At 36.1% G+C, this 21,220-nt stretch carries 26 protein-coding genes; 9 read left to right on the top strand and 17 right to left on the bottom strand.

Annotated features, from left to right (window positions below):
• Window positions 1-13: 13 nt before the first annotated feature.
• A complete protein-coding gene (locus V7024_RS11840) occupies window positions 14-1,213 on the bottom strand; it encodes an FtsW/RodA/SpoVE family cell cycle protein (protein WP_335520008.1) in 1,200 nt (399 codons plus the stop codon).
• 141 nt (window positions 1,214-1,354) lie between these two features.
• On the bottom strand, window positions 1,355-1,639 hold the full coding sequence (locus V7024_RS11845; protein WP_098916450.1) for a YlaN family protein: 285 nt from the start codon (window positions 1,637-1,639) through the stop codon (window positions 1,355-1,357).
• A gap of 153 nt (window positions 1,640-1,792) precedes the next feature.
• On the opposite strand from V7024_RS11845, the gene V7024_RS11850 reads away from it, so the two are divergent.
• A complete protein-coding gene (locus V7024_RS11850; RefSeq protein ID WP_335520012.1) occupies window positions 1,793-2,290 on the top strand; it encodes a peptidyl-prolyl cis-trans isomerase in 498 nt (165 codons plus the stop codon).
• Between the two features lie 81 nt (window positions 2,291-2,371).
• Here the strand turns inward: V7024_RS11850 and V7024_RS11855 are convergent, their stop codons facing one another.
• Window positions 2,372-3,700 (bottom strand): PhoH family protein, encoded by a 1,329-nt coding sequence (locus V7024_RS11855; RefSeq protein WP_020059290.1) that lies wholly within the window; start codon window positions 3,698-3,700, stop codon window positions 2,372-2,374.
• Window positions 3,701-3,867: 167 nt separating this feature from the next.
• On the bottom strand, window positions 3,868-4,323 hold the full coding sequence (locus tag V7024_RS11860) for a pyridoxamine 5'-phosphate oxidase family protein (RefSeq protein WP_335520019.1): 456 nt from the start codon (window positions 4,321-4,323) through the stop codon (window positions 3,868-3,870).
• Between the two features lie 254 nt (window positions 4,324-4,577).
• Between V7024_RS11860 and V7024_RS11865 the strand changes: the two genes are divergently transcribed.
• The gene (locus tag V7024_RS11865) at window positions 4,578-4,778 is read left to right on the top strand and encodes a YlaI family protein (protein ID WP_098916324.1); all 201 of its coding nucleotides are present in this window, start codon (window positions 4,578-4,580) and stop codon (window positions 4,776-4,778) included.
• Between the two features lie 134 nt (window positions 4,779-4,912).
• On the opposite strand, the gene V7024_RS11870 is transcribed toward V7024_RS11865, so the two are convergent.
• The 3 genes from V7024_RS11870 to typA form a co-directional block, all read right to left on the bottom strand.
• Window positions 4,913-5,188: a hypothetical protein gene (locus tag V7024_RS11870; RefSeq protein WP_335520023.1), complete on the bottom strand. Its 276-nt coding sequence runs from the start codon at window positions 5,186-5,188 to the stop codon at window positions 4,913-4,915.
• 15 nt (window positions 5,189-5,203) lie between these two features.
• Window positions 5,204-5,506 (bottom strand): YlaH-like family protein, encoded by a 303-nt coding sequence (locus V7024_RS11875; RefSeq protein WP_335520074.1) that lies wholly within the window; start codon window positions 5,504-5,506, stop codon window positions 5,204-5,206.
• 166 nt (window positions 5,507-5,672) lie between these two features.
• On the bottom strand, window positions 5,673-7,514 hold the full coding sequence (typA, locus tag V7024_RS11880; RefSeq protein ID WP_335520026.1) for a translational GTPase TypA: 1,842 nt from the start codon (window positions 7,512-7,514) through the stop codon (window positions 5,673-5,675).
• 141 nt (window positions 7,515-7,655) lie between these two features.
• Between typA and V7024_RS11885 the strand changes: the two genes are divergently transcribed.
• Window positions 7,656-7,835, top strand: coding sequence for a DUF5325 family protein (locus V7024_RS11885; RefSeq protein WP_098916326.1), 180 nt, complete (start codon window positions 7,656-7,658; stop codon window positions 7,833-7,835).
• Window positions 7,836-7,902: 67 nt separating this feature from the next.
• On the opposite strand, the gene V7024_RS11890 is transcribed toward V7024_RS11885, so the two are convergent.
• Together V7024_RS11890 and V7024_RS11895 are read right to left on the bottom strand one after the other, a co-directional pair.
• Window positions 7,903-8,691, bottom strand: a complete 789-nt coding sequence (locus tag V7024_RS11890; RefSeq protein ID WP_335520030.1) for an inositol monophosphatase family protein — start codon at window positions 8,689-8,691, stop codon at window positions 7,903-7,905.
• 88 nt (window positions 8,692-8,779) lie between these two features.
• Entirely contained in the window at window positions 8,780-8,968 is a 189-nt protein-coding gene (locus V7024_RS11895) for a hypothetical protein (protein ID WP_020059298.1), read from the bottom strand.
• A gap of 209 nt (window positions 8,969-9,177) precedes the next feature.
• Here V7024_RS11895 and V7024_RS11900 point away from each other — a divergent pair, with 209 nt between their 5' ends.
• On the top strand, window positions 9,178-9,804 hold the full coding sequence (locus V7024_RS11900; protein ID WP_335520033.1) for a YktB family protein: 627 nt from the start codon (window positions 9,178-9,180) through the stop codon (window positions 9,802-9,804).
• Between the two features lie 82 nt (window positions 9,805-9,886).
• Here V7024_RS11900 and V7024_RS11905 read toward each other — a convergent pair whose 3' ends face one another.
• Complete coding sequence (locus V7024_RS11905) at window positions 9,887-10,156, bottom strand: UPF0223 family protein (RefSeq protein ID WP_335520038.1); 270 nt, start codon at window positions 10,154-10,156, stop codon at window positions 9,887-9,889.
• Between the two features lie 472 nt (window positions 10,157-10,628).
• Here V7024_RS11905 and V7024_RS11910 point away from each other — a divergent pair, with 472 nt between their 5' ends.
• Together V7024_RS11910 and V7024_RS11915 are read left to right on the top strand one after the other, a co-directional pair.
• Window positions 10,629-12,113, top strand: a complete 1,485-nt coding sequence (locus V7024_RS11910; RefSeq protein ID WP_098916330.1) for an aminotransferase class I/II-fold pyridoxal phosphate-dependent enzyme — start codon at window positions 10,629-10,631, stop codon at window positions 12,111-12,113.
• 334 nt (window positions 12,114-12,447) lie between these two features.
• Window positions 12,448-13,278, top strand: coding sequence for a protein-glutamine gamma-glutamyltransferase (locus tag V7024_RS11915; RefSeq protein ID WP_098916331.1), 831 nt, complete (start codon window positions 12,448-12,450; stop codon window positions 13,276-13,278).
• A 31-nt stretch (window positions 13,279-13,309) separates the two neighbouring features.
• On the opposite strand, the gene V7024_RS11920 is transcribed toward V7024_RS11915, so the two are convergent.
• Together V7024_RS11920 and V7024_RS11925 are read right to left on the bottom strand one after the other, a co-directional pair.
• Window positions 13,310-13,441 carry a GapA-binding peptide SR1P gene (locus V7024_RS11920; protein ID WP_020059303.1) on the bottom strand — a complete coding sequence of 44 codons (132 nt, stop codon included), beginning with the start codon at window positions 13,439-13,441 and terminating at the stop codon, window positions 13,310-13,312.
• Between the two features lie 198 nt (window positions 13,442-13,639).
• Complete coding sequence (locus V7024_RS11925) at window positions 13,640-13,936, bottom strand: DUF3055 domain-containing protein (protein WP_035429211.1); 297 nt, start codon at window positions 13,934-13,936, stop codon at window positions 13,640-13,642.
• Window positions 13,937-14,067: 131 nt separating this feature from the next.
• On the opposite strand from V7024_RS11925, the gene V7024_RS11930 reads away from it, so the two are divergent.
• Window positions 14,068-14,460, top strand: a complete 393-nt coding sequence (locus V7024_RS11930) for a DUF1885 family protein (protein WP_335520045.1) — start codon at window positions 14,068-14,070, stop codon at window positions 14,458-14,460.
• On the opposite strand, the gene V7024_RS11935 is transcribed toward V7024_RS11930, so the two are convergent.
• From V7024_RS11935 to pdhA, 5 genes are all read right to left on the bottom strand, one after another.
• Window positions 14,457-14,690, bottom strand: a complete 234-nt coding sequence (locus V7024_RS11935; RefSeq protein ID WP_098916333.1) for a hypothetical protein — start codon at window positions 14,688-14,690, stop codon at window positions 14,457-14,459. The two genes, V7024_RS11930 and V7024_RS11935, sit on opposite strands and share 4 nt — an antisense overlap.
• Before the next feature lie 266 nt (window positions 14,691-14,956).
• The gene (gene lpdA, locus V7024_RS11940; RefSeq protein ID WP_335520049.1) at window positions 14,957-16,369 is read right to left on the bottom strand and encodes a dihydrolipoyl dehydrogenase; all 1,413 of its coding nucleotides are present in this window, start codon (window positions 16,367-16,369) and stop codon (window positions 14,957-14,959) included.
• A 6-nt stretch (window positions 16,370-16,375) separates the two neighbouring features.
• Entirely contained in the window at window positions 16,376-17,662 is a 1,287-nt protein-coding gene (locus V7024_RS11945) for a dihydrolipoamide acetyltransferase family protein (protein ID WP_335520054.1), read from the bottom strand.
• An 89-nt stretch (window positions 17,663-17,751) separates the two neighbouring features.
• On the bottom strand, window positions 17,752-18,729 hold the full coding sequence (gene pdhB, locus V7024_RS11950) for a pyruvate dehydrogenase complex E1 component subunit beta (RefSeq protein ID WP_335520057.1): 978 nt from the start codon (window positions 18,727-18,729) through the stop codon (window positions 17,752-17,754).
• Window positions 18,730-18,732: 3 nt separating this feature from the next.
• Window positions 18,733-19,848, bottom strand: a complete 1,116-nt coding sequence (gene pdhA, locus V7024_RS11955; protein ID WP_098916337.1) for a pyruvate dehydrogenase E1 component subunit alpha — start codon at window positions 19,846-19,848, stop codon at window positions 18,733-18,735.
• Between the two features lie 510 nt (window positions 19,849-20,358).
• On the opposite strand from pdhA, the gene V7024_RS11960 reads away from it, so the two are divergent.
• Together V7024_RS11960 and def are read left to right on the top strand one after the other, a co-directional pair.
• Window positions 20,359-20,508 carry a YjcZ family sporulation protein gene (locus V7024_RS11960; RefSeq protein WP_335520060.1) on the top strand — a complete coding sequence of 50 codons (150 nt, stop codon included), beginning with the start codon at window positions 20,359-20,361 and terminating at the stop codon, window positions 20,506-20,508.
• Window positions 20,509-20,615: 107 nt separating this feature from the next.
• Window positions 20,616-21,170, top strand: a complete 555-nt coding sequence (gene def, locus V7024_RS11965) for a peptide deformylase (RefSeq protein WP_335520063.1) — start codon at window positions 20,616-20,618, stop codon at window positions 21,168-21,170.
• The last annotated feature ends 50 nt before the right edge of the window (window positions 21,171-21,220 follow it).

Genomic DNA, 21,220 nt, shown 5'->3' on the forward strand with positions numbered 1-21,220 from the left:
TACAAAGCTTCTTTTATTTTACAACAACAAGGTGTCTCTCTTGTTTAGGTTGTTGTTGTTGTTGTTCTCGCTCTTGCTGCTCTCTTTTTTCTTGCTGTTTCACAAAACTAGCTACATTTAATAAAATCCCCATAGCCGCTAAGGTTGACACTAAAGAAGTACCACCAAAACTAACAAACGGTAAAGGAACACCTGTAAGCGGCATAACTCCGGTAATTCCACCCAAATTTACAATAGATTGTACACCAATCATACTGCCAATCCCAATTGCAAGTAAACTCCCAAAAGGATCTTTACATTTTTGTGCAATTCGAAAAGCACGAACAACAATGACTAGTAAACCTATTAAAATAATTGCCACCCCAATAAAGCCAAGTTCCTCAGATACAATTGCCATAATAAAGTCTGTATGCGGTTCTGGTAAATATCCATACTTTTGAATGCTATTTCCCAATCCTCTACCACCTATACCACCAGAAGCAATTCCAACAAACGAATTGACTAATTGAAATCCATTTCCCTGCGCATCCCCAAACGGATTCCAAAATGTAGTAAACCTAGAAATTTGAACAGATGTTAAAACATTTTTTCCTATGAAATATCCGAGTGGCAGCCATATAATAGATGTAAGAGCAATTCGTTTTATCCAAACTTGAAACGGTATCCCTGAACAGAACGTCATAATCGCAATTGTTGACACAATTAGTAATGTTGTTCCTAGGTCAGGCTGCTTTAAAATTAAATAAATTGTAATAAATAAAAAAACAAACACTCGACCAGCACCATGCCAAATCGGTCCATCTGTCGCTTGTTTTTTTGCATAAAAACGCGCTAATACAACAATAATTCCTAATTTAATAAACTCCGACGGTTGCACACCAAATACCCACGATCGCGCATGATTCCTAACTTCTCCCCATTTTAGAACAATTAATAACATACAAATACTAAAAATAACGATTAAAACAGTAATGATCCGCTTTCGCCACACTTGAAAAGGAACAATCATCGCAACAAGTAAACCAAGCACTCCAACTAGCAACGCTTTTAACTGTGACAGAAAAAAGTGATCGCTCGCCCACCCGTATTTCGGATTATATTTTGTAATCGCAACGATAGAACTGGCACTATACACCATAATAACGCCGAGCACACATACGATAACAAGAGGAAGCACTAAAGAATAATCTATGGACTTCCAGACTCTTTTCATTCAAAATCCTCTTTCTCTCTTCTATTTTTACAGTTGTATTCCATATGTATTTGCATTCTTCCTGCTTTTCAGGAAAAATCGTTTTTTTCCACAAAAAAAGCTCAAACTGATTCAGTTTGAGCCCCTTATTTGAACCAGCTATTATTGTTTGTTTGTAAAAGCATCATGCAGCGCCGATAGCTCGCGTTCTAATTCTCCCAAAATTTCTTTACCTTGCTCTTCTGCAATGAGACCAAGACGAACCGCAAAATCAACTTCACGGGATAAGCCAAACATTTGTGTATCGAGTACCTCTTCGTATAATGGACACTGTGGCATCGTAAGGTGGTCCATTTGCACCTTAATAAGTTTTAAAATTTTCTCTGCATCAGCTTGTAGAAGGGCATGTGCCTTTTCCTGATGATTTGTTACTGTCTCAGACGCCAAATTGGTTCCCTCCATTTCCGTCCTACTCTCCTATCCTATCTATTAATATTAGCGATAGTTTTCATAAATTGCAATAGAAACATTTTCTGTGACAATTGTTCCTAGTCCTATTATACTGAAAAGTGGGAGTATAAGACAAATGGGGGAACAACAATGAACGAAATCTTATTTATTAACGGAAATGTACGCTTTCCAATTACAATTGATCCAAGTGTTTGGATTTTTGATGATCGAAAGGTCGACTTAACAACATACTTTACAACTCCAAAGGAAAAAATAAGTGAGTTAGCACAATATACGAAAGAAGCATCCAAACATTGGGATCGTGAAATTAGAGAAGGAGCTATTTTCCCACCTGTTAATAAAAGCGTTGCAAGATTTGAAAAAGAGAAAATTATTACAGGAACATTTGGTATACCTTTTTTACCTTTTTTAGAAAACGCAGAAATTTCTAATGACGCAACACATATAGAAATTCATACCGAATCTGGTATTACAACGATTTCAATAAAGGAAGCAAAGGATGCTATTCTCGGTTTTTCTAGTAAAGGGAAGCCACTAAAAGAAGATGGCCCTGTTCATCTTTATTTCGGTGATGGCTCTAATGTCAATAATCCTGTTCGATATATTCGAAAATTTACTATTGTGTAAAGTATACTTTCCATTAGGGAAAGAGCTTACTGTCCGTTCATAGGAAACAAACAAATAAGAGTGGCTTTTCGCCACTCTTTCCTACAATAAATCCGCTGCCAGTTGTGCTAAATTAGAGCGTTCACCTTTTACAAACTTCACATGTCCACTAATTTTTTGTTCTTTAAACTTCTCTACCACATATGTTAAACCGTTATTATATTCATCTAAGTATGGATGATCAATTTGCTGTGGATCCCCCATTAAAACAATTTTGCTTCTCTCACCGACACGCGTTAAAATTGTCTTCACTTCATGTTTCGTTAAATTTTGTGCTTCATCAATAATAATAAACTGCTCTGGAATACTGCGTCCGCGAATATATGTTAGAGCTTCTACTTCAATAGAACCCATTCCCGCTAAAATTGCATCTAATTCCCCAGGCTTTTTTGTGTTAAATAAATATTCCAAATTATCATAAATCGGTTGCATCCAAGGTCTTAACTTTTCTTCTTTCTCTCCTGGTAAATATCCGATGTCTTTTCCAACTGGAACAATCGGCCTTGCCACGAGCAACTTTTTATACATTCCCAAATCTTCTGTTTGCATTAGTCCCGCAGCTAATGCTATTAACGTTTTCCCCGTTCCAGCTTTCCCGGTCAATGTTACAAGAGGAATATCTTCACGTAACAACAATTCCATCCCCATAATTTGTTGTACATTTCGAGGACGAATTCCCCAAATCTGCTCATTTGGAAAAATAAGCTTTTTTATCTTTTTCCCGGAATGATCCACAATTCCAAGAGCCGAACTTGATCCACCTAAAGCATCTTTCATTACAATAAATTGATTGGGATAAAACGGATGATTAGCAATTTCAGAAAGAGGAAGCTCTCCTTTTTCATAAAAGCGGTTTAAAATCTCTTTTTGTATGTAATACTCTAAGAAGCCGGTATATATGTTTTCTACTTCCGTAACACGATCACTCAAATAATCTTCAGCTTGTAAACCTAGAGCATCAGCTTTTACTCGTACAAGTACATCCTTACTCACAAGGATGACGGATTTTCCATTTTCTTTTTCTTGCTCTTCTAATGATAAATTTTTAGCCACAGCTAAAATACGATTGTCATTTGTTTTTTCTACAAAAATATCTTGTAATTGAACAAACGAACGATGATTTAACTCAATTCGAAATGTCCCTCCATTCTCAAGAGGAATGCTATCATGTAATTTCCCAAGTTCACGAAATTTATCTATTAGTTTTGATACATAGCGCGCATTCCTGCCAACTTCATCCATATAGCGTTTCTTTGAATCTACTTCCTCTAACACAACAGCCGGAATGACTACATCATTATTTTCAAAAGAAAAAATAGATAACGGATCTTGCAAAAGTACATTCGTATCTAGCACATAAATTTTATTCAACCTGTTACCCCCTGACTCCACCATGAAATTTGTAGAACAAGGGTTTCATCCATAACTATGGACGAACCATTGTTATAATTATATGTACTGTACAAGCGAGATAGAATAGAAATCACTTGAAATATAAAGAAAAAGGATGAACAACTTTCTTTGCTGCCCATCCTTTTTCAAGTATCCTTCATCGCTGATAAAACTTGGTTGTCTAACTTTGCCGCAGCGCGAAGATCATATGTTTTTTCATATTTCGGTTCAATAGCAAGTTTCGCACCATAAAACATTACGTCACGCACTTCTTGCACAGAAACTTCAATTAATGTTAATTTCAGCGGAATACCTTCTATCCGCTCAGTTTTTATAATCGCTTTACCACTTATAGAATATACGGACTCATCTGCCATAACAGTCAAAACGAGCCCTGCATGATGACGCAAATTTTCTACAATGCGAGAGCGTTGATCCACTGCAAAACGAATAACTTTTTCATCCATTGCATATACCCATGAAATCGCACTTACATTGGGAATACCTTTCTCAAAATCAGTCGTTGCAACTGTTACAATACGCTCTTCACGTAGCGCTTTCACTAAAGCATCTGTTAATGTTAGCTCTACTATATTTGCCATGTTTCCACCTCCATAATCAACTATATTGCTTTCGCTCTGCCAGGCACTTAACTGAAAAACTTAAGAAAAGAAACTTGCCTATATGTTTCCACTAACCATCAGCAAAAATTATAATTCTACGTTGATAGTAGTTTCACTTATATAATAACCTATTTCTCGAATTGCGAAAATATTTATTTTTTCTTCTATAGTTCAAAAATATCTAAAGCACATGATATACTAAAGTAAGATAGAATTTGTGCCGAGGTGACAAAATGAGAGTCAAATGTGTTCTTTGTGATAAAAAAGAAGATTTAAATGACGAAAATCCCGTAGCAAAACGGCTTCGCAATCGTCCCATTCATACATTTCTGTGTAAACAATGTACAGATCGAATTACAGAACGTACTTTAGAAAGACATGCAACAGGTAACTTTCGATTATATCGTGATAAAACGGTTGAAGATGAATGGTAATATGCTAATAGGAATATCGTCTATTTGAACGCTGAAAGCAATCAAATAAACATCACTAGATGGTTACAACCATCTATAATATGATGTACATAATTGTAACGTATAAATAAGCTCTTATCGAACAGGATAAGAGCTTATTTATATTTCTCTGGATCTCGGTTTATCTGTTCTAAAAAACAATCAATTAACTCAAGCGGAAACCGAACTGATTTCTTTTCCCCTTCTCTTTCATATGTAACAAAATACATATCTTCCTTTTTTTCTACCGTAACATGTTTTAACTGATGGTCTTCATGTAACATATTATGAAAAAGCATATATGTTTCTTGAGCAGCTTCATCATACGGACGGGCTTCTGCAACAATTTTAATGGTTAACCAATTATATAGTGCATCTTGCACAGAACGCATCTTTCATTCCCCCTTTTAGCCTGCCTTTGAATATTTCGCTTGCCGTAAACGTAATTTATATATACCAAGTATAATAATTGCTACAACAAGCCCTTCTCCTACAGGCAGAAAAACAGCAAAAAAGGTTAAAATAGTGCAACCAAGTATTAGTACAGTATAGATTACTACATTCTTTAACAAAGATAACTTTCTAGCAAACCCTAAATTATAAACAATAATACTAAATATAATAATCGTACCGTAAAGAAGCCACATTCCTAATTCAGGGTTCGTATCTACATTGTATAATTTCGCAAAAAATGACATTCTTTCTAGCACTTCCGACATTTTCTGGCACTCCCCTTTTTCCCAGTTATACTTTTTATTATGCTCTACTATAAGAGTAGCGTGCTATATACACATTGTCTATACAAAATTCCAAAAATTCAAACCTCAATAAACAAAAAAGAAGCCACCTCAGACGAGATAGCTTCTTTTTTGTTTATCACTCAGCGAATTTCTTTTTCTTAGCAGATCTTTCACGTTCGCTCTTATCAAGAATCTTTTTACGAAGACGAATTGATTCTGGTGTTACTTCACAGTATTCATCATCATTTAAGTATTCTAATGACTCTTCTAAAGTCATAATACGCGGTTTTTTCATGGTTGATGTTTGGTCTTTTGTTGCAGAACGAATGTTAGTTTGTTGCTTCATTTTCACAACGTTAACTGTTAAATCATTCTCACGTGTATGTTCCCCAACAATCATACCTGCATATACTTCCGTACCTGGTTCAACGAAGATTACACCACGGTCTTCAACTTGCATAATACCATACTGTGATGCTTTTCCTGTTTCAAGTGAAACTAGAACACCTTGACGACGTCCACCAACTTGACCTGCATGTACTGGTTGATAGCTATCAAATGTATGGTTTAAAATACCGTAACCACGAGTTAAAGTTAAGAATTCAGTTGTGTAACCAATTAGTCCACGTGCTGGAACCATAAATGTAAGACGAACTTGGCCGTTTCCGTTATTGACCATGTCTAACATTTCACCTTTACGTGCCCCCATTGATTCCATAATAGAACCAGTATATTCTTCTGGCACATCAATTTGTACACGTTCTACCGGCTCACATCTTACGCCGTCAACCTCTTTAATGATTACTTCTGGTTTCGATACTTGTAATTCATATCCTTCACGACGCATGTTCTCAATCAAGATTGATAAATGTAACTCTCCACGTCCAGATACAATCCATGCATCCGGAGATTCTGTATTGTCTACACGTAAACTTACATCCGTTTCTAGCTGTGAACGAAGACGCTCTTCGATTTTACGAGATGTAATATATTTACCTTCGCGACCTGCAAATGGGCTGTTATTTACAAGGAATGTCATTTGTAGTGTTGGCTCATCAATACGTAATAATGGCAATGCCTCTTGATGTTCAACTGGACATACCGTTTCACCAACGTTAATGTCTTCCATACCAGAAACAGCTACTAGGTCTCCAGCTTTCGCTTCTTCAATTTCTTGACGTTTTAATCCGATGTAACCAAATAATTTCGTTACACGGAATTGTTTTACACTTCCATCAACTTTCATTAACGCAACTTGTTGTCCTACTTTCATTGTACCGCGGAATATACGTCCAACTCCGATACGACCAACATAATCATTGTAATCAAGAAGTGCTACTTGGAATTGAAGTGGCTCTTCACTATTATCAACTGGTGCTGGAATATGTTCAATAATTGTGTCAAACAATGATTTCATATTCTCTTCTTGATTTGCTGGGTTTGAATCTAAGCTTGCTGTTCCGTTCATTGCTGATGCAAATACAACAGGGAATTCTAACTGATCTTCGTTTGCCCCAAGTTCGATGAATAAATCAACTACTTCATCAACCACTTCGTCTGGACGAGCAAAGTCACGGTCAATTTTATTCACAACAACGATTGGAGTTAAATTTTGCTCAAGTGCTTTCTTTAAAACAAATCGTGTTTGTGGCATACAACCTTCATATGCATCAACAACAAGTAACACACCATCAACCATCTTCATAATACGCTCTACTTCACCACCGAAGTCAGCGTGTCCAGGTGTATCTAAAATATTAATTCGTTTATCTTCATAATGAATCGCTGTATTTTTTGCTAAAATAGTAATACCGCGTTCTCTTTCTAAATCATTCGAATCCATCGCACGTTCTTCAACGTGCTCATTTGCACGGAACGTCCCCGCTTGACGTAACAATTGGTCAACAAGTGTTGTTTTACCATGGTCAACGTGGGCGATAATTGCTATATTTCGTAAATCTTCTCGTCTTTTCAACATGTCCAACTCCTAGTGTCTTTTTAATCCTTCTCTATTATAAGAGCGAAGGGGTTGCAATAGCAATCAAAATAAAATCAAGAATGAAAATATAGTTGTATTCTCACTTTTGTGAAAGTACAATGAAATTGGAGGGTGAAATATATGGAACAAATTCAATATCGTTTTTTATTAACAGCTATCATTGGCGTTATTTTTATGATTGGTATTGGAATTATGATTGCTGAGAATAGCCCAATCGGTGTTATTATTTGTATTGTCGGTACGATTTTTACAATCGGATACGGATTTATAACAAAAAGAAAAATGCGTAAGCTACAATAACAACAAAAAGTAAGAAGCAATTTTCTATGCCTCTTACTTTTTTGTTTTTTCTCTGGATTTTATACACCTACTGTACATATTGTAGCATCTCTTCATACACACCTGGTCTTGCAACGAGAACGCTGCTCTTCTCAATAATTTGAAGCGACTCTCCAGTAAAAGTGGTTACTTTTCCTCCAACCTCTTCTACAATAATCTTCCCACCGCCAAAATCCCATGGAGACAAGCGCGGCGTCACATATGCATCTAATCGTCCTGTTGCTACATATACCATTTCAAGTGCTGCACAGCCATACGAACGTGTTCCTCTTGCTTTTTTTACAAGTTGTGCCATTTTCCTCATATCGAGACGAGGATTATCAGTAAGCCACGTAGCATTTACAGCAATAACTCCTAAAGATACTTCACTCGGCTGTAATGATGGGATTTTTATTTCATTATAAAATGCTCCAACACCCATTTTCGCATGATATAACTCATCATGAACTGGGTCATATACGAGACCAATTTTCCCAATACCATTCTCATATATGCCAATTGAAATTGCAAAATTTCGCTTTTGATGAACAAAATTCATCGTTCCATCAATTGGATCAATTAACCACAAAATCCCTTCCGTTGAAGCAAGCTCATCGCCATATCCTTCTTCTCCAAGAATATAGTGTTTAGGAAATGTCTCTTTAATTTTCCCAATAAAAAATTGTTCAATTTCTCGATCCATATTTGTTACTAAATCAGAGGCATTTGACTTCGTTTCAATAATAAGAGACTGCTTCATTGATGAAACAAGGTGCTGCCCCGCTTCTTTTATCCATTGTTTTGCGTATGCATCAATTTCTTCCCATACCTCTTGCATATTTAAACACTCCGATCTGTACAGTTCACAGAAAAAACGAACCCTTTATAAGGTTCGCACCAACTAATTTTTTATACATACACTATTATTACGCCTCCAACCGGATCATTTCAAGTCTTAACACTTCTAATTTTTTCATACACTCTTCTTTTTTCATGTCGTCTTTTTCCATCATTGCATCATATAGCGTTGCTAATTCATAATCTAATTCTAAACGTAACACCGGAATTCTCTTCTCCGCATCTGTTCTTTTTAATGCGTTAATTACCTGTCTCATATTCGTTTGCCTCCTCCCAATATTCGTTTGCCCTCGACTTTGAATTTACTCAATTTTCTGATTTTTTTGTTTTATACTATATTATGTGAGATAAATCATCTATGCAACTAATTTGCATTTTTATCTGAAATTTTTTTATAAGCGTCTTTTTTTATGAATTGTACAAGCTATGTTAGAATAAAAACAAACTAGGAGTTGGAGGAACAACCATGACATCAAAAACTTTCAAAGAAAAAGACTTCACTGTGTTTTCTGTGGATGGTCTAGAAGAAAGAATGGCTGCAATTAAAACGAACATTCATCCGAAGTTAGAAGCTCTCGGCGAACAAATTTCTCATTTCTTAACAAATGAAACTGGTGAACCTTTTTTCTATCATGTCGCGAAACATGCACGTCGTAAAGTCAATCCACCAAACGATACTTGGGTTGCATTTTCAACAAATAAACGCGGATATAAAATGCTACCACATTTTCAAATTGGACTATGGGGGACACATGCTTTTATATACTTTGGTTTAATTTATGAGTGCCCACAAAAAATGGAAGCGGCTCATGCCTTTTTAAAGCATTTAAATGATTTAAAAACAAATATACCAAATGATTTCGTTTGGTCCATTGACCATACTAAGCCTGATGTAAAATTACATAGCACTCTTCAACTAGAAAAGCTGCAAAAAATGATTGAGCGGTTAGGCACTGTTAAAAAAGCAGAATTATTAGTAGGAATTCACATTTCTCCAGAAGAATTTGAAAATCTTACTGATGAACAATTCATCCAAAAAATTGAAGCAACGATGCACTCACTCCTTCCTTTATATAAAATCTGTAATCGATAAAGCAAAACGGACAATATTTGTATTGTCCGTTTTTAGTTGTTATCCCATTATAACACTTCATTTTTTATTTTTCAAAAAATTTTTACAATTTAACGATATCTTCTTCTTGTAAATTTTTCGCCTTTTGAATTGTACGATAAATGGAATAACCACTCACTTCTTGGAATTCTTTGTCGATTTTCTTTTCTTCTGCTTTTTCTGGTACAATTTCTTTAAAATGACGATATAAACTCATCAGATTTTCTCTTTTCAACCCTTTTTCATGAGCTTGTTCAATCGCTTCATAAAATTTAATTACTGCAATCATTTCTTCTTTTGACCAATCATAACGAATTGGATATTGATATTCCATAATAACACCCCATCTATTCCAGCACACTCTAATTTGTTCTTCTTCATTATCATACGCGAGATAAAGTGAAACTTCCACCTGTATGCTTAGTCACTAATAGTTTTCTTTACCAATCCGAAATCTTATCAATACTATTTTTTCTTGAATCCAGCGAAAATAGCATCCGTTAATCAAGATATCTTTCACTCTTTCCGTCACTTATTTTGCTCAAGCTCCGTTCGTTGATACTCTATCCTTGAATTTTTATTAGCCCAGTGATTCATTTTTTACGCATAGCCCTGCCAACATAAAGAAACGATAATTACCATTATTATTTTTCTATACATCTTCTCTTATAGGTGATATAATGCTTTTGTTTTATAGAACACAAAGGGATACTTCAAATAGTAGTTAGAATTTCTCTTCTGCTATTGATTAGTGTAACAGGATAAACATAAAACAAAATTAATAAATATTAATAAAAAAAGAAGGGGTGTATACGTTGTCCCAATACGAAACACCATTGTTTACTGCTTTAATAGAGCACAGCAAGCGAAATCCAGTCCAATTTCATATTCCAGGTCATAAAAAAGGACAAGGAATGGATCCTGAATTCCGCGAATTTATTGGGCATAATGCATTATCAATTGATTTAATTAATATTGCACCGCTCGATGATTTACATCATCCAAAAGGTACCATTAAACAAGCTCAAGATTTAGCAGCAAAAGCTTTCGGCGCTGATCATACATTTTTTTCTGTCCAAGGAACCAGTGGAGCAATTATGACAATGGTGATGAGCGTTTGTGGTCCTGGAGATAAAATTCTTGTACCGCGTAATGTTCATAAGTCTGTTATGTCAGCAATTATTTTCTCAGGCGCAAAACCAATTTTTATTCATCCAGAAATTGATCCAACATTAGGAATTTCACACGGAATTACAATTCCTTCTGTAAAAAAAGCGCTTGAAGAACATCCTGATGCTAAAGGACTCCTTGTCATTAATCCAACATATTTTGGATTTGCAGCTGACTTAGAGCAAATTGTAAAATTAGTTCATTCATACAATATACCGGTACTAGTTGATGAAGCCCACGGTGTTCATATTCATTTTCACGACGAAATGCCAATGTCAGCAATGCAGGCTGGTGCCGATATGGCTGCAACAAGTGTTCACAAACTAGGCGGCTCATTAACACAAAGCTCTATTTTGAATGTAAAAGAAGGGCTTGTAAATGTAAAGCATGTTCAATCGATTATTAGTATGCTGACTACAACTTCTACATCTTATATTTTATTAGCTTCACTTGACGTTGCAAGAAAGCGTCTTGCAACAGAAGGACGTGAACTTATTACAAAAACTATTCAATTAGCAGAAGATGTTCGAAAACGCGTAAATGAAATTGAACTCCTCTACTGTCCTGGTAAAGAACTACTCGGAACAGATGCAACTTTTGATTATGATCCAACAAAGATTATCATTTCTGTAAAAGGATTAGGTATTACAGGACACGATGCTGAGTTATGGTTAAGAGAGCATTATAATATAGAGGTTGAGCTTTCCGATTTATATAACATTCTGTGTCTTGTTACACTTGGTGATACAGAAGATGAAACAAATTTACTAGTACAGGCTCTGCACGATTTATCAGCTACCTTTAAACATAGAGCAGAAAAAGGTGTTCAAGTGCAAGTAGATATCCCAGAAATCCCTGTGCTTGCGCTATCTCCACGCGATGCCTTTTATTCTGAAACAGAAGTTGTTCCTTTTGCAGAAGCTGCCGGTCGCATTATAGCCGATTTCGTTATGGTCTATCCACCAGGTATTCCAATTTTCACTCCTGGTGAAATTATTACAAAAGAAAATTTAGACTATATTCAAAAGAATTTAGAAGCAGGATTACCAGTACAAGGTCCTGAAGATATGACATTACAAACTTTACGTGTCATTAAAGAATATAAAGCAATTAGCGAATAACTCCCTTCCCACTTCATACTTTGGAGTGGGATTTTTCATTCACAAACATTCCTCTTCCAGCCTTCATATTCTTTTTCATATGCACCCTTTATTCGCCTATTCATACGATATAAAGTGAAACTTCCATGAGGCGAAAAGCCTGCCCAATCCAGCTCTTACGGATAGTTCTATCCTCGCAATCACTAAAAGCTCTAGTCCGTTCATATACGGGTCACATTAGCAGGTGAGAATCAATTAGACACATCTAGGTAGTAATTCCTCTAAATTTTAAGCTGAGAGCCTCACCGCTCTTTAATACAAAACCAAAAGAATGTAAACATATAGGTGGGATTTTATGATTGTAATTGGCCGTTCCATTGTGCATCCATATATAAAAAATGAAAGCGAACCTTTCTTTTCGGAAAAACAACAAATTTTAGAAATCATGACTGGAAACCAAGAAGTATACAATTTCCAATCATTACATGAGTTAAAGTTTGATATAAATATCCGTGTTCATATCATTACTTCTGCTTTAGAATTATTTAATAGCGGACTACAATTTCGGACATTTAGTCAATCTTACTGTAATCCTGAGTTTTGGGAAAGAACTCATTTAGGCGGTTTTCAACTTCGCCCTAATGTGTTACCTTCTTTTGCTATTCGCGATATTTTTCTAAACGGAAAAAAATATGGAACAGAATGTGCAACCGCAATGATTATTCTCTTTTATAAATCACTGCTAGCATTTTATGATGAAGAAACCTTTAATCGTTTATTTGCAAATCTTCACTTATATACATGGGACTATGATAAAGATTTGAAACTCATTACAAAAACAGGAGGAGAAGTTGTTCCTGGTGACCTTGTTTATTTTAAAAACCCACAAGTGAACCCAGCAACAATTGAATGGCAAGGAGAGAATGCGATTTATTTAGGAAATTTCTTTTTTTATGGGCACGGTGTCGGTGTAAAAACAGAAAGTCAAATTATTGAGGTACTCAATCAACGACGTATTCCTTTCGCTTTTTTAACAGCATATTTAACAGATTTTCTAACACGTATAGATAGTCGGATGATGAGTCAATTTGCCTCTACAAAGAAAATGCAAACAGAAATCGACCTCATTCCCATTCGAGATGATGCAATTATTGCAACAATTGGTCACACGACTTCAATCCACTAAAAAACGCCTGCACATGCAGGCGTTTCTTTATTTATTGGGCTTTAGTATGTTCTTTATGCTCACACTCACATTTAGAACCGCATTTTCCGTATAATACTGTTACTTTTTCATCCTCAAAATGCGCAATTGTGTTCTCACAAATTTGACATACGATAGTTCCCATTTTTTAATTCCCCCTAATATTGTAATTCCAAAGAATTTTTTGTAACCGCTTAACTTTCTGTCTTTATTTTAATATGTTATACTTTTTTCGTCAATAGTTTTAATTGTGACATATTAATTATTTTTTAATTTTATTAGTATGAAACATTTATAAATAATAAGCAGCCGTATATTTATTATTACGACTGCTTTTAAACAATTATTCCTCATATTCAGCATGTACAGAAGTAGGTGGCAATAGAAACTTAAAAAACTGTGCTAGATCCGTTGCTTCTTCACTCGTTTTAAGTTTAAAGACATCTTGTAAATGGTGCACATTTTCAATGTCATCCTGTCCAAGGAGAGTTGCTCGACCAGTCTGCATACAAACAACAAGAGGTTTACCAAAAAACATAGTTGTGTACACCACACCAAAATCATACCGTGTCTCATTTGTCATAAAACCAAGAAAGCGGACTTTTGTATTTTCATGTTCATCATATAATTTTTCAAACATTGTCCCTCTCCTTTCTTCTTGATTTATCCACAATGTATATATTAAACAAAAAAAGCAAGATCCCTTTTAATTGTCAAAAAATTTACAACAATGTTAAAATAGTAATATATTATGCCCTTAGGAGGTTTATTATGCAAGATGCATTCATTAAACTTGTCCCAAATTCAAAACAGCAATCTATTTCTCTAGACGATGTTAAACAACTATTTCATTACTATAAAACAATTACATCTCAAACAGGTCAACAACTCGGCTTTTCATACGCAAACACTGCCTTTCCATACGAAATGGTTGATACTTCAGATACAACACTCTGTTTGAAATCTAATCATGAACGCTATCATTCTATTTATGTAGGAATAGGAATTGAAAACGAACAATTTTTTATACAAATTACATTACCGTCTACTGCAACATTTGGAGATAAAGGAAAAGCTAATGAATTTTGCAGATTTTTAGCAAAGAAATTAGAAGGAGAATTACAGCTTTTTAATGGAAGAACAATGTACTTTTATAAACGTTAACTAAAAAAAAGCAGCTTACTCATAAAAAAGAGAACACTATTGGTAACAGTAAAAAAAATTGCCTCTTTTCTGGAGTGCAACATCATATGGGCAATAACATAAGCCAAATAAAAGAACACAAAAAAGAGCAGTACTTTGTAATGTAATTTATCGCGACTTGATAGCAATAACACAATGGAAAATCCGCTCCATATAATAAAATGAAACAAAGCAACGAAAGTCATTTTCATGTTGTTGCCTCCTTTCACACGTCCTATTGTATTACAATATATGGGCGCTAAAAGAAAACATTACATATATATGAGGAAACAGGTAGAAGAAGCAAAGTAGTTTATTTTTTAGCTAATTACCACATTTTTTATTTTGTATAGCAGTAATTTGGATGTATGTAATAATTACTAAAAAAGAAAGAAACTTACAATTTATTAAAAATTTCTTTACTAAATAAAACAACCGCCTCCTAATAGCTAGAGACGGTTGTTTTATTTTTCTTATATTATTTTACAATGTGAATTGGCATTCCAAGAGCAACTTCAGCTGCTTCCATTGTGATTTCACCTAATGTTGGGTGAGCATGAATTGTTTGAGCGATATCTTCCGCTGTCATTCCAGCTTCGATAGCTAAACCAATCTCAGAAATAATATCAGAAGCGCCTGCACCCGCAACTTGTGCACCTACAAGAAGACCATCTTCTTTACGAGTTACAAGTTGTACGAAGCCATCAGTGCTGTTTAATGATAATGCACGTCCGTTAGCAGCGAATGGGAATTTAGAAACTGCTACTGTCATTCCAGCTTCTTCTGCTTGTTTTTTCGTGTAACCAACAGATGCTAATTCTGGATCAGTAAAGCATACTGCTGGAATTCCGATGTAATCAATTGCTGATGCATGACCGCTAATTGCTTCAACAGCTACTTTACCTTCGTAAGAAGCTTTATGAGCTAATGGTGGTCCAGGAACGATATCACCAATTGCATAGATGTTTGGTACGTTTGTACGGCATTGCTCATCGATTTCGATGATACCGCGGTCAGTCATTTTAACTCCAACTTGCTCAAGACCGATTTCTTGAGTGTTTGGACGACGACCTACAGTTACTAATACATAATCAGCTTCAACAGTTTGTACTTCACCTTTTACTTCGAAGCTAACTGTTACACCGTTTTCAGTTTCTTCAACGCCTTTAGCCATAGCTTTTGTATGGATTGTTACGTTGCCTTTTTTCTGAAGAGCACGTTTTACAACTTGGCTCATTGCTTTTTCAAAACCAGCTAAAATTTCATCGCCAGCTTCTAATACAGTAACTTCTGTACCGAAGTTTGCATATGCAGTACCTAATTCCATACCGATGTAACCGCCACCGATTACAACAAGTTTTTTCGGAATTTCAGGTAAGCTTAAAGCACCAGTTGAGTTAAGTACGCGTTTAGAGTATTTGAATCCAGGAATTTCAATTGGTGTAGAACCTGTTGCAAGAACAGCATTTTTAAACGTATATGTTTGTGCTGCTTCTTCAGTCATTACGCGTAATGTGTTTGCATCTACGAAGTAAGCTTCACCACGAATGATTTCAACTTTGTTACCTTTTAGAAGGCCTTCTACACCACCAGTTAATTTCTTAACTACGCCGTTTTTCCATTCTTGAACTTTTGTGAAGTCAACTGTTACGTTTTCTGCAGTAATACCCATGTCATCAGAATGTTTTGCATTCTCATAACGATGACCTGCATTAATTAACGCTTTAGAAGGAATACATCCAACGTTTAAGCAAACACCACCAAGGTTAGCTTTTTCAATAATAGCTACTTTTTGTCCTAATTGTGCTGCACGAATTGCTGCAACATATCCACCAGGACCTGCACCAACAACGACTGTATCTAATTCAATTGGGAAATCTCCAACTACCATTGTTTATTACGCCTCCATTACTAATAATTGTGGGTCGTTTAATAGACGTTTAATTTGGTTTAATGCTTTCTGAGCTGTTGCACCGTCGATTAAGCGATGATCAAAGCTTAAAGATAATGCTAATACTGGAGCTGCAACGATTTCACCGTTTTTCACAACTGGTTTCTCAGCAATACGGCCGATACCTAGGATTGCTACTTCTGGGTGGTTAATAACTGGAGTGAACCATTGTCCACCTGCAGAACCAATGTTTGTAATCGTGCAAGAAGCACCTTTCATTTCTGCTGGAGCTAGACGACCGTCACGTGCTTTACCAGCAAGCTCATTGATCTCGTTAGAGATTGTGAAGATAGATTTACGATCTGTATCTTTAACAACTGGTACCAATAGACCTTTGTCTGTATCAGCTGCGATACCGATGTTGAAGTAATGTTTATGAACGATTTCTGAAGATGCATCATCTAAAGAAGTGTTCAACATTGGGTATTCGCGTAATGCAGATGTTAACGCTTTTACAACGTATGGAAGGTAAGTTAATTTAATACCTTTGTCAGCTGCTACAGCTTTGAACTTCTTACGGTGAGCAACAAGTTCTGTTACATCTACTTCGTCCATTAATGTTACGTGAGGAGCTGTATGTTTAGAGTTAACCATTGCTTTCGCAATCGCTTTACGAATACCGCTCATTTTCTCACGAGTTTCTGGGTATTCACCAGCTGGAATTGGTTGTGCTTTTGGTGCTTCTTCTTTCGCTGCTGGAGCTTCTGCCGCTACTGGAGCTTCAGTTGCTGCTACTGCCGCTTGTCCACCATTTGCAAATGCATCGATGTCAGCTTTTACAACACGACCGTTTTTACCAGTACCAGCTACTAGACGAATGTCTAGACCTTTTTCACGTGCATATTTACGAACTGATGGCATAGCAATTACACGCTCATTAACTACTTCTTCAGTTGCTGCTGGAGTAGTTGCCGCTGCTGGAGCTTCTTCTTTCACTTCTTCAGCTTTTGGAGCTTCGTCATGATCGTCACCTTTAAATTTAAGGTTTTCATAACCAGGAGCGTCAAATTTAACAAGAACATCTCCTACTACTGCTACTGTACCTTCTTCTACAAGAATGTCAAGTACTTTACCCTTAACTGGAGAAGGAATTTCTACAACTGCTTTATCATTTTGTACTTCAAGAAGTACATCGTCTTCGTTTACTTCATCGCCTGGTTTAATAAACCATTTTACGATTTCACCTTCGTGGATACCTTCACCGATATCTGGTAGTTTAAATTCAAATGCCACGGAATTCATCCTCCTGATTCATATCATTATTATTAGATTGTGCAAAAGAAATCAGCAAGTGTTGATTTCCTTTGCACATAAAATTCAAATTAGAAATTCATTACTTTGTTTACAGCTTCAACAATATCTTTATGATTTGGTAACCATACGCTCTCTGCTTGAGAGAATGGGAATACTGTATCAGCAGCTGCAACACGTACAACTGGAGCTTCTAAGTTTAAGATTGCACGGTCATTGATTTCTGCTACAACGTTAGCTGCAATACCTGCTTGTTTTTGAGCTTCTTGAACTACAACAACGCGGCCTGTTTTTTGGGCAGAAGCAATAATTGTTTCGATATCTAATGGTTGAACTGTACGTAAGTCAACAACCTCTAAAGAGATGCCTTCTTTTTCTAGTTCTTCAGCAGCTTTTAATGCAGCATGTACCATTGCACCATATGTGATAATAGATACATCTGTACCTTCACGTTTTACATCAGCTTTACCAAGTTCAATTGTGTATTCGCCTTCTGGTACGTCTTGACGGAAAGAACGGTATAATTTCATGTGCTCTAAGTAAACAACTGGATCGTTATCACGAATTGCAGAAATTAAAAGACCTTTCGCATCGTATGGAGTAGATGGAATAACAACTTTTATACCTGGTTGTTGTGTCATTAATCCTTCTAAGCTATCAGCATGTAATTCTGGTGTATGAACACCACCGCCGAATGGAGAACGAATTGTAACTGGAGCAGTCCAACGTCCACCAGAACGGTAACGCATACGAGCCATTTGACCAGAGATTGAATCAATTACTTCGAAAACGAAACCGAAGAATTGAATTTCAGGAACTGGACGGAAGCCTTCTAATGCTAAACCGATTGCAAGTCCGCCGATACCAGACTCTGCAAGTGGAGTATCCATTACACGGCCTTCACCAAACTCAGCTTGTAGCCCTTCAGTAGCACGGAATACACCGCCGTTTACACCAACGTCTTCACCAAACACAAGTACGTTAGGATCGTTTTTCATTTCAACGCGTAAAGCATCAGTGATTGCTTGAATCATTGTCATTTGAGCCATGGCTTACTTCGACTCCTTTTCTTTATAAATTTCATATTGTTCAGCTAAGTTGTAAGGCATTTTTTCGTACATGATTTCCATTAAATCAGTTACTTTTTGTTTTGGAGCTTGGTCAGCTTTCGCAATCGCTTCTTTAATGTCTTCTTTAGCTTGTTCGATTACTTTTTCTTCTTCTTCTTGAGACCAAATGCCTTTGTTTTCTAAGAATGCACGGAAACGTACGATTGGATCTTTTTGTTCCCATTCATTTTCGATATCTTTTGTACGATAACGAGTTGGATCATCACCAGCCATTGTATGTGGACCGTAACGGAATGTTAAAGTTTCAATTAAAGTAGGACCTTCACCATTTACTGCGCGCTCACGAGCAAAAGCAGTTGCTGCATATACAGCTAATGGATCCATACCGTCTACTTGAATTCCGTAAATACCAGCTGCAACTGCTTTTTGTGCTACAGTTTTTGCTGCAGATTGTTTTTCTACTGGAGTAGAAATTGCATAACGGTTGTTTTGAACAACGAAGATTGCTGGAGCTTTAAATGCACCTGCAAAGTTCATACCTTCGTAGAAGTCACCTTGAGACGCACCACCGTCACCAGTGTAAGTAATTGCAACAGATTTTTTACCACGAAGTTTCATACCTAATGCAACACCAGCCGTTTGGATGATTTGTGCACCGATAATGATTTGTGGAGAAAGTGCATTTACATCCGCAGGCATTTGGTTACCCATGAAATGTCCACGAGAGAATAGGAATGCTTGATATAATGGTAAGCCGTGCCATACTAATTGTGGAACATCACGGTATCCTGGTAAGATGAAGTCTTCTTTTTCAAGAGCAAAATGACTTGCTAATTGAGAAGCTTCTTGTCCAGCTGTTGGCGCATAGAAACCTAAGCGACCTTGACGGTTTAAAGAAATAGAACGTTGATCTAATACGCGAGTATATACCATACGACGCATTAATTCTTTTAATTGCTCATCAGTTAATTCTGGCATAGCTGCTTCATTCACAACTTCGCCTTTTTCATTTAAAATTTGTAATGTTTCAAATTGAGCTGCGATAGCTTTCATTTGCTCATCAACATTAAATAGGGTCTTTTTTGTTTTAGTACCCATTCCGTTCACCTCTTCCTCTCTTGAACCATATTCTTAAACGCTTTCACTAGCATCTCACTTTGATGAAAGCATAAGTTTGAAAACTGACGCATCATTCGTCAGTTATTGAATAATTTGTGTACCTAACAATCTGTACTAATGTTTTCATTTAAACAAATTAATACAATCTTGATCACGTTTTTTAGTTTACAACTATTCTAATCACGATGTCAATCACTTTGATTTCGATTTTTTTCGAAGGTTAGAGAGATTTTCTCAACAAATACAAGTTTTCAAAATACTATCTGTATTAGTGGGCAAAAACCTCCTGTTATATTATTCCCTTTTCGTACATATTTTGCTCATAGAATAATATGTAAACGTTTCATGTCCTTCTTATCTTTTGTCCCATCCTAATAAAAATATGCAGCATCTTCCTTCTTTTTAGGCAAATAACTATACACTTCCCTCCTTTATTCCATACATTATACTAACCGCAGCATTCGCGGAAATGGTAAAGGAGGTCACAACATGTACGGATACACTTTTTGTTACCCCTCAACTTGCGCATATCCTTCGTATGGCTATGGTGGTGGTTGCGGCGGCTTTGGACACGGCTTTGCTATAATCGTTGTATTATTTATTCTCTTAATTATCGTCGGTGCTGCCTGCATCTGTTAATGTAAAATGAAACAACTATAAAAGAACAAGGCGTTTGTTCGTCTTGTTCTTTGCCATGACTTTTTTCATAACCTTTGGTAGACTAAAAATGAAAGGAGGGATTATATATGCTTACAATGAATGATGTAATTCGTGAAGGAAATCCCATTTTACGAGCAGTGGCTGAAGAAATAGCTCTACCTGCAAGCGAAGAAGATGTTCATATATTACGAAAGATGATCGAATTTGTGATTAACAGTCAAAATCCAGAAATGGTTGAAAAATATAATTTACGCCCTGGAATTGGTTTAGCCGCACCGCAAATCGGTGTTTCTAAAAGAATGATTGCTGTCCATGTCACAGATCGAGATGGCACGTTATATAGCTACGCTTTATTTAATCCTAAAATTATTAGCCACTCTGTTGAACGTACATACATATCAGGGGGCGAAGGATGTCTGTCCGTAGACCGTGAAGTCCCTGGCTATGTACCTCGTTACACTCGTATCACTGTAAAAGGAACGACAGTAGATGGCGGAGAAGTCAAACTACGTTTAAAAGGATTACCAGCAATTGTATTCCAACATGAGATTGATCACTTAAATGGTGTTATGTTTTATGACCATATTAATAAAGATAATCCATTTATGCTTCCAGAAAATGCAGCACCTTTAGAAAGATAAAACGAACTTTTCACGACGTGAAAATAATAAGATAAAAAGAGTCAGTTTTC

Source organism: Bacillus sp. JJ864, from assembly GCF_036963045.1.
GTDB lineage: Bacteria > Bacillota > Bacilli > Bacillales > Bacillaceae_G > Bacillus_A > Bacillus_A pseudomycoides_C.

What these genes read in the sequence shown, in the direction of transcription:
- V7024_RS11925 (WP_035429211.1), bottom strand. Translation starts at nt 13,936, where the DNA reads ATGTTTGAAAAATTATATGATGAACATGAAAATACAAAAGTCCGCTTT.
- def (WP_335520063.1), top strand. Translation starts at nt 20,616, where the DNA reads ATGCTTACAATGAATGATGTAATTCGTGAAGGAAATCCCATTTTACGA.
- V7024_RS11935 (WP_098916333.1), bottom strand. Translation starts at nt 14,690, where the DNA reads ATGAAAATGACTTTCGTTGCTTTGTTTCATTTTATTATATGGAGCGGA.
- V7024_RS11905 (WP_335520038.1), bottom strand. Translation starts at nt 10,156, where the DNA reads ATGGAATATCAATATCCAATTCGTTATGATTGGTCAAAAGAAGAAATG.
- V7024_RS11840 (WP_335520008.1), bottom strand. Translation starts at nt 1,213, where the DNA reads ATGAAAAGAGTCTGGAAGTCCATAGATTATTCTTTAGTGCTTCCTCTT.
- V7024_RS11870 (WP_335520023.1), bottom strand. Translation starts at nt 5,188, where the DNA reads ATGCGTTCTGTGCAAGATGCACTATATAATTGGTTAACCATTAAAATT.
- V7024_RS11850 (WP_335520012.1), top strand. Translation starts at nt 1,793, where the DNA reads ATGAACGAAATCTTATTTATTAACGGAAATGTACGCTTTCCAATTACA.
- lpdA (WP_335520049.1), bottom strand. Translation starts at nt 16,369, where the DNA reads ATGGTAGTTGGAGATTTCCCAATTGAATTAGATACAGTCGTTGTTGGT.
- V7024_RS11900 (WP_335520033.1), top strand. Translation starts at nt 9,178, where the DNA reads ATGACATCAAAAACTTTCAAAGAAAAAGACTTCACTGTGTTTTCTGTG.
- V7024_RS11915 (WP_098916331.1), top strand. Translation starts at nt 12,448, where the DNA reads ATGATTGTAATTGGCCGTTCCATTGTGCATCCATATATAAAAAATGAA.
- V7024_RS11920 (WP_020059303.1), bottom strand. Translation starts at nt 13,441, where the DNA reads ATGGGAACTATCGTATGTCAAATTTGTGAGAACACAATTGCGCATTTT.
- V7024_RS11960 (WP_335520060.1), top strand. Translation starts at nt 20,359, where the DNA reads ATGTACGGATACACTTTTTGTTACCCCTCAACTTGCGCATATCCTTCG.
- V7024_RS11885 (WP_098916326.1), top strand. Translation starts at nt 7,656, where the DNA reads ATGGAACAAATTCAATATCGTTTTTTATTAACAGCTATCATTGGCGTT.
- V7024_RS11895 (WP_020059298.1), bottom strand. Translation starts at nt 8,968, where the DNA reads ATGAGACAGGTAATTAACGCATTAAAAAGAACAGATGCGGAGAAGAGA.
- typA (WP_335520026.1), bottom strand. Translation starts at nt 7,514, where the DNA reads ATGTTGAAAAGACGAGAAGATTTACGAAATATAGCAATTATCGCCCAC.
- V7024_RS11865 (WP_098916324.1), top strand. Translation starts at nt 4,578, where the DNA reads ATGAGAGTCAAATGTGTTCTTTGTGATAAAAAAGAAGATTTAAATGAC.
- V7024_RS11890 (WP_335520030.1), bottom strand. Translation starts at nt 8,691, where the DNA reads ATGCAAGAGGTATGGGAAGAAATTGATGCATACGCAAAACAATGGATA.
- pdhB (WP_335520057.1), bottom strand. Translation starts at nt 18,729, where the DNA reads ATGGCTCAAATGACAATGATTCAAGCAATCACTGATGCTTTACGCGTT.
- pdhA (WP_098916337.1), bottom strand. Translation starts at nt 19,848, where the DNA reads ATGGGTACTAAAACAAAAAAGACCCTATTTAATGTTGATGAGCAAATG.
- V7024_RS11930 (WP_335520045.1), top strand. Translation starts at nt 14,068, where the DNA reads ATGCAAGATGCATTCATTAAACTTGTCCCAAATTCAAAACAGCAATCT.
- V7024_RS11860 (WP_335520019.1), bottom strand. Translation starts at nt 4,323, where the DNA reads ATGGCAAATATAGTAGAGCTAACATTAACAGATGCTTTAGTGAAAGCG.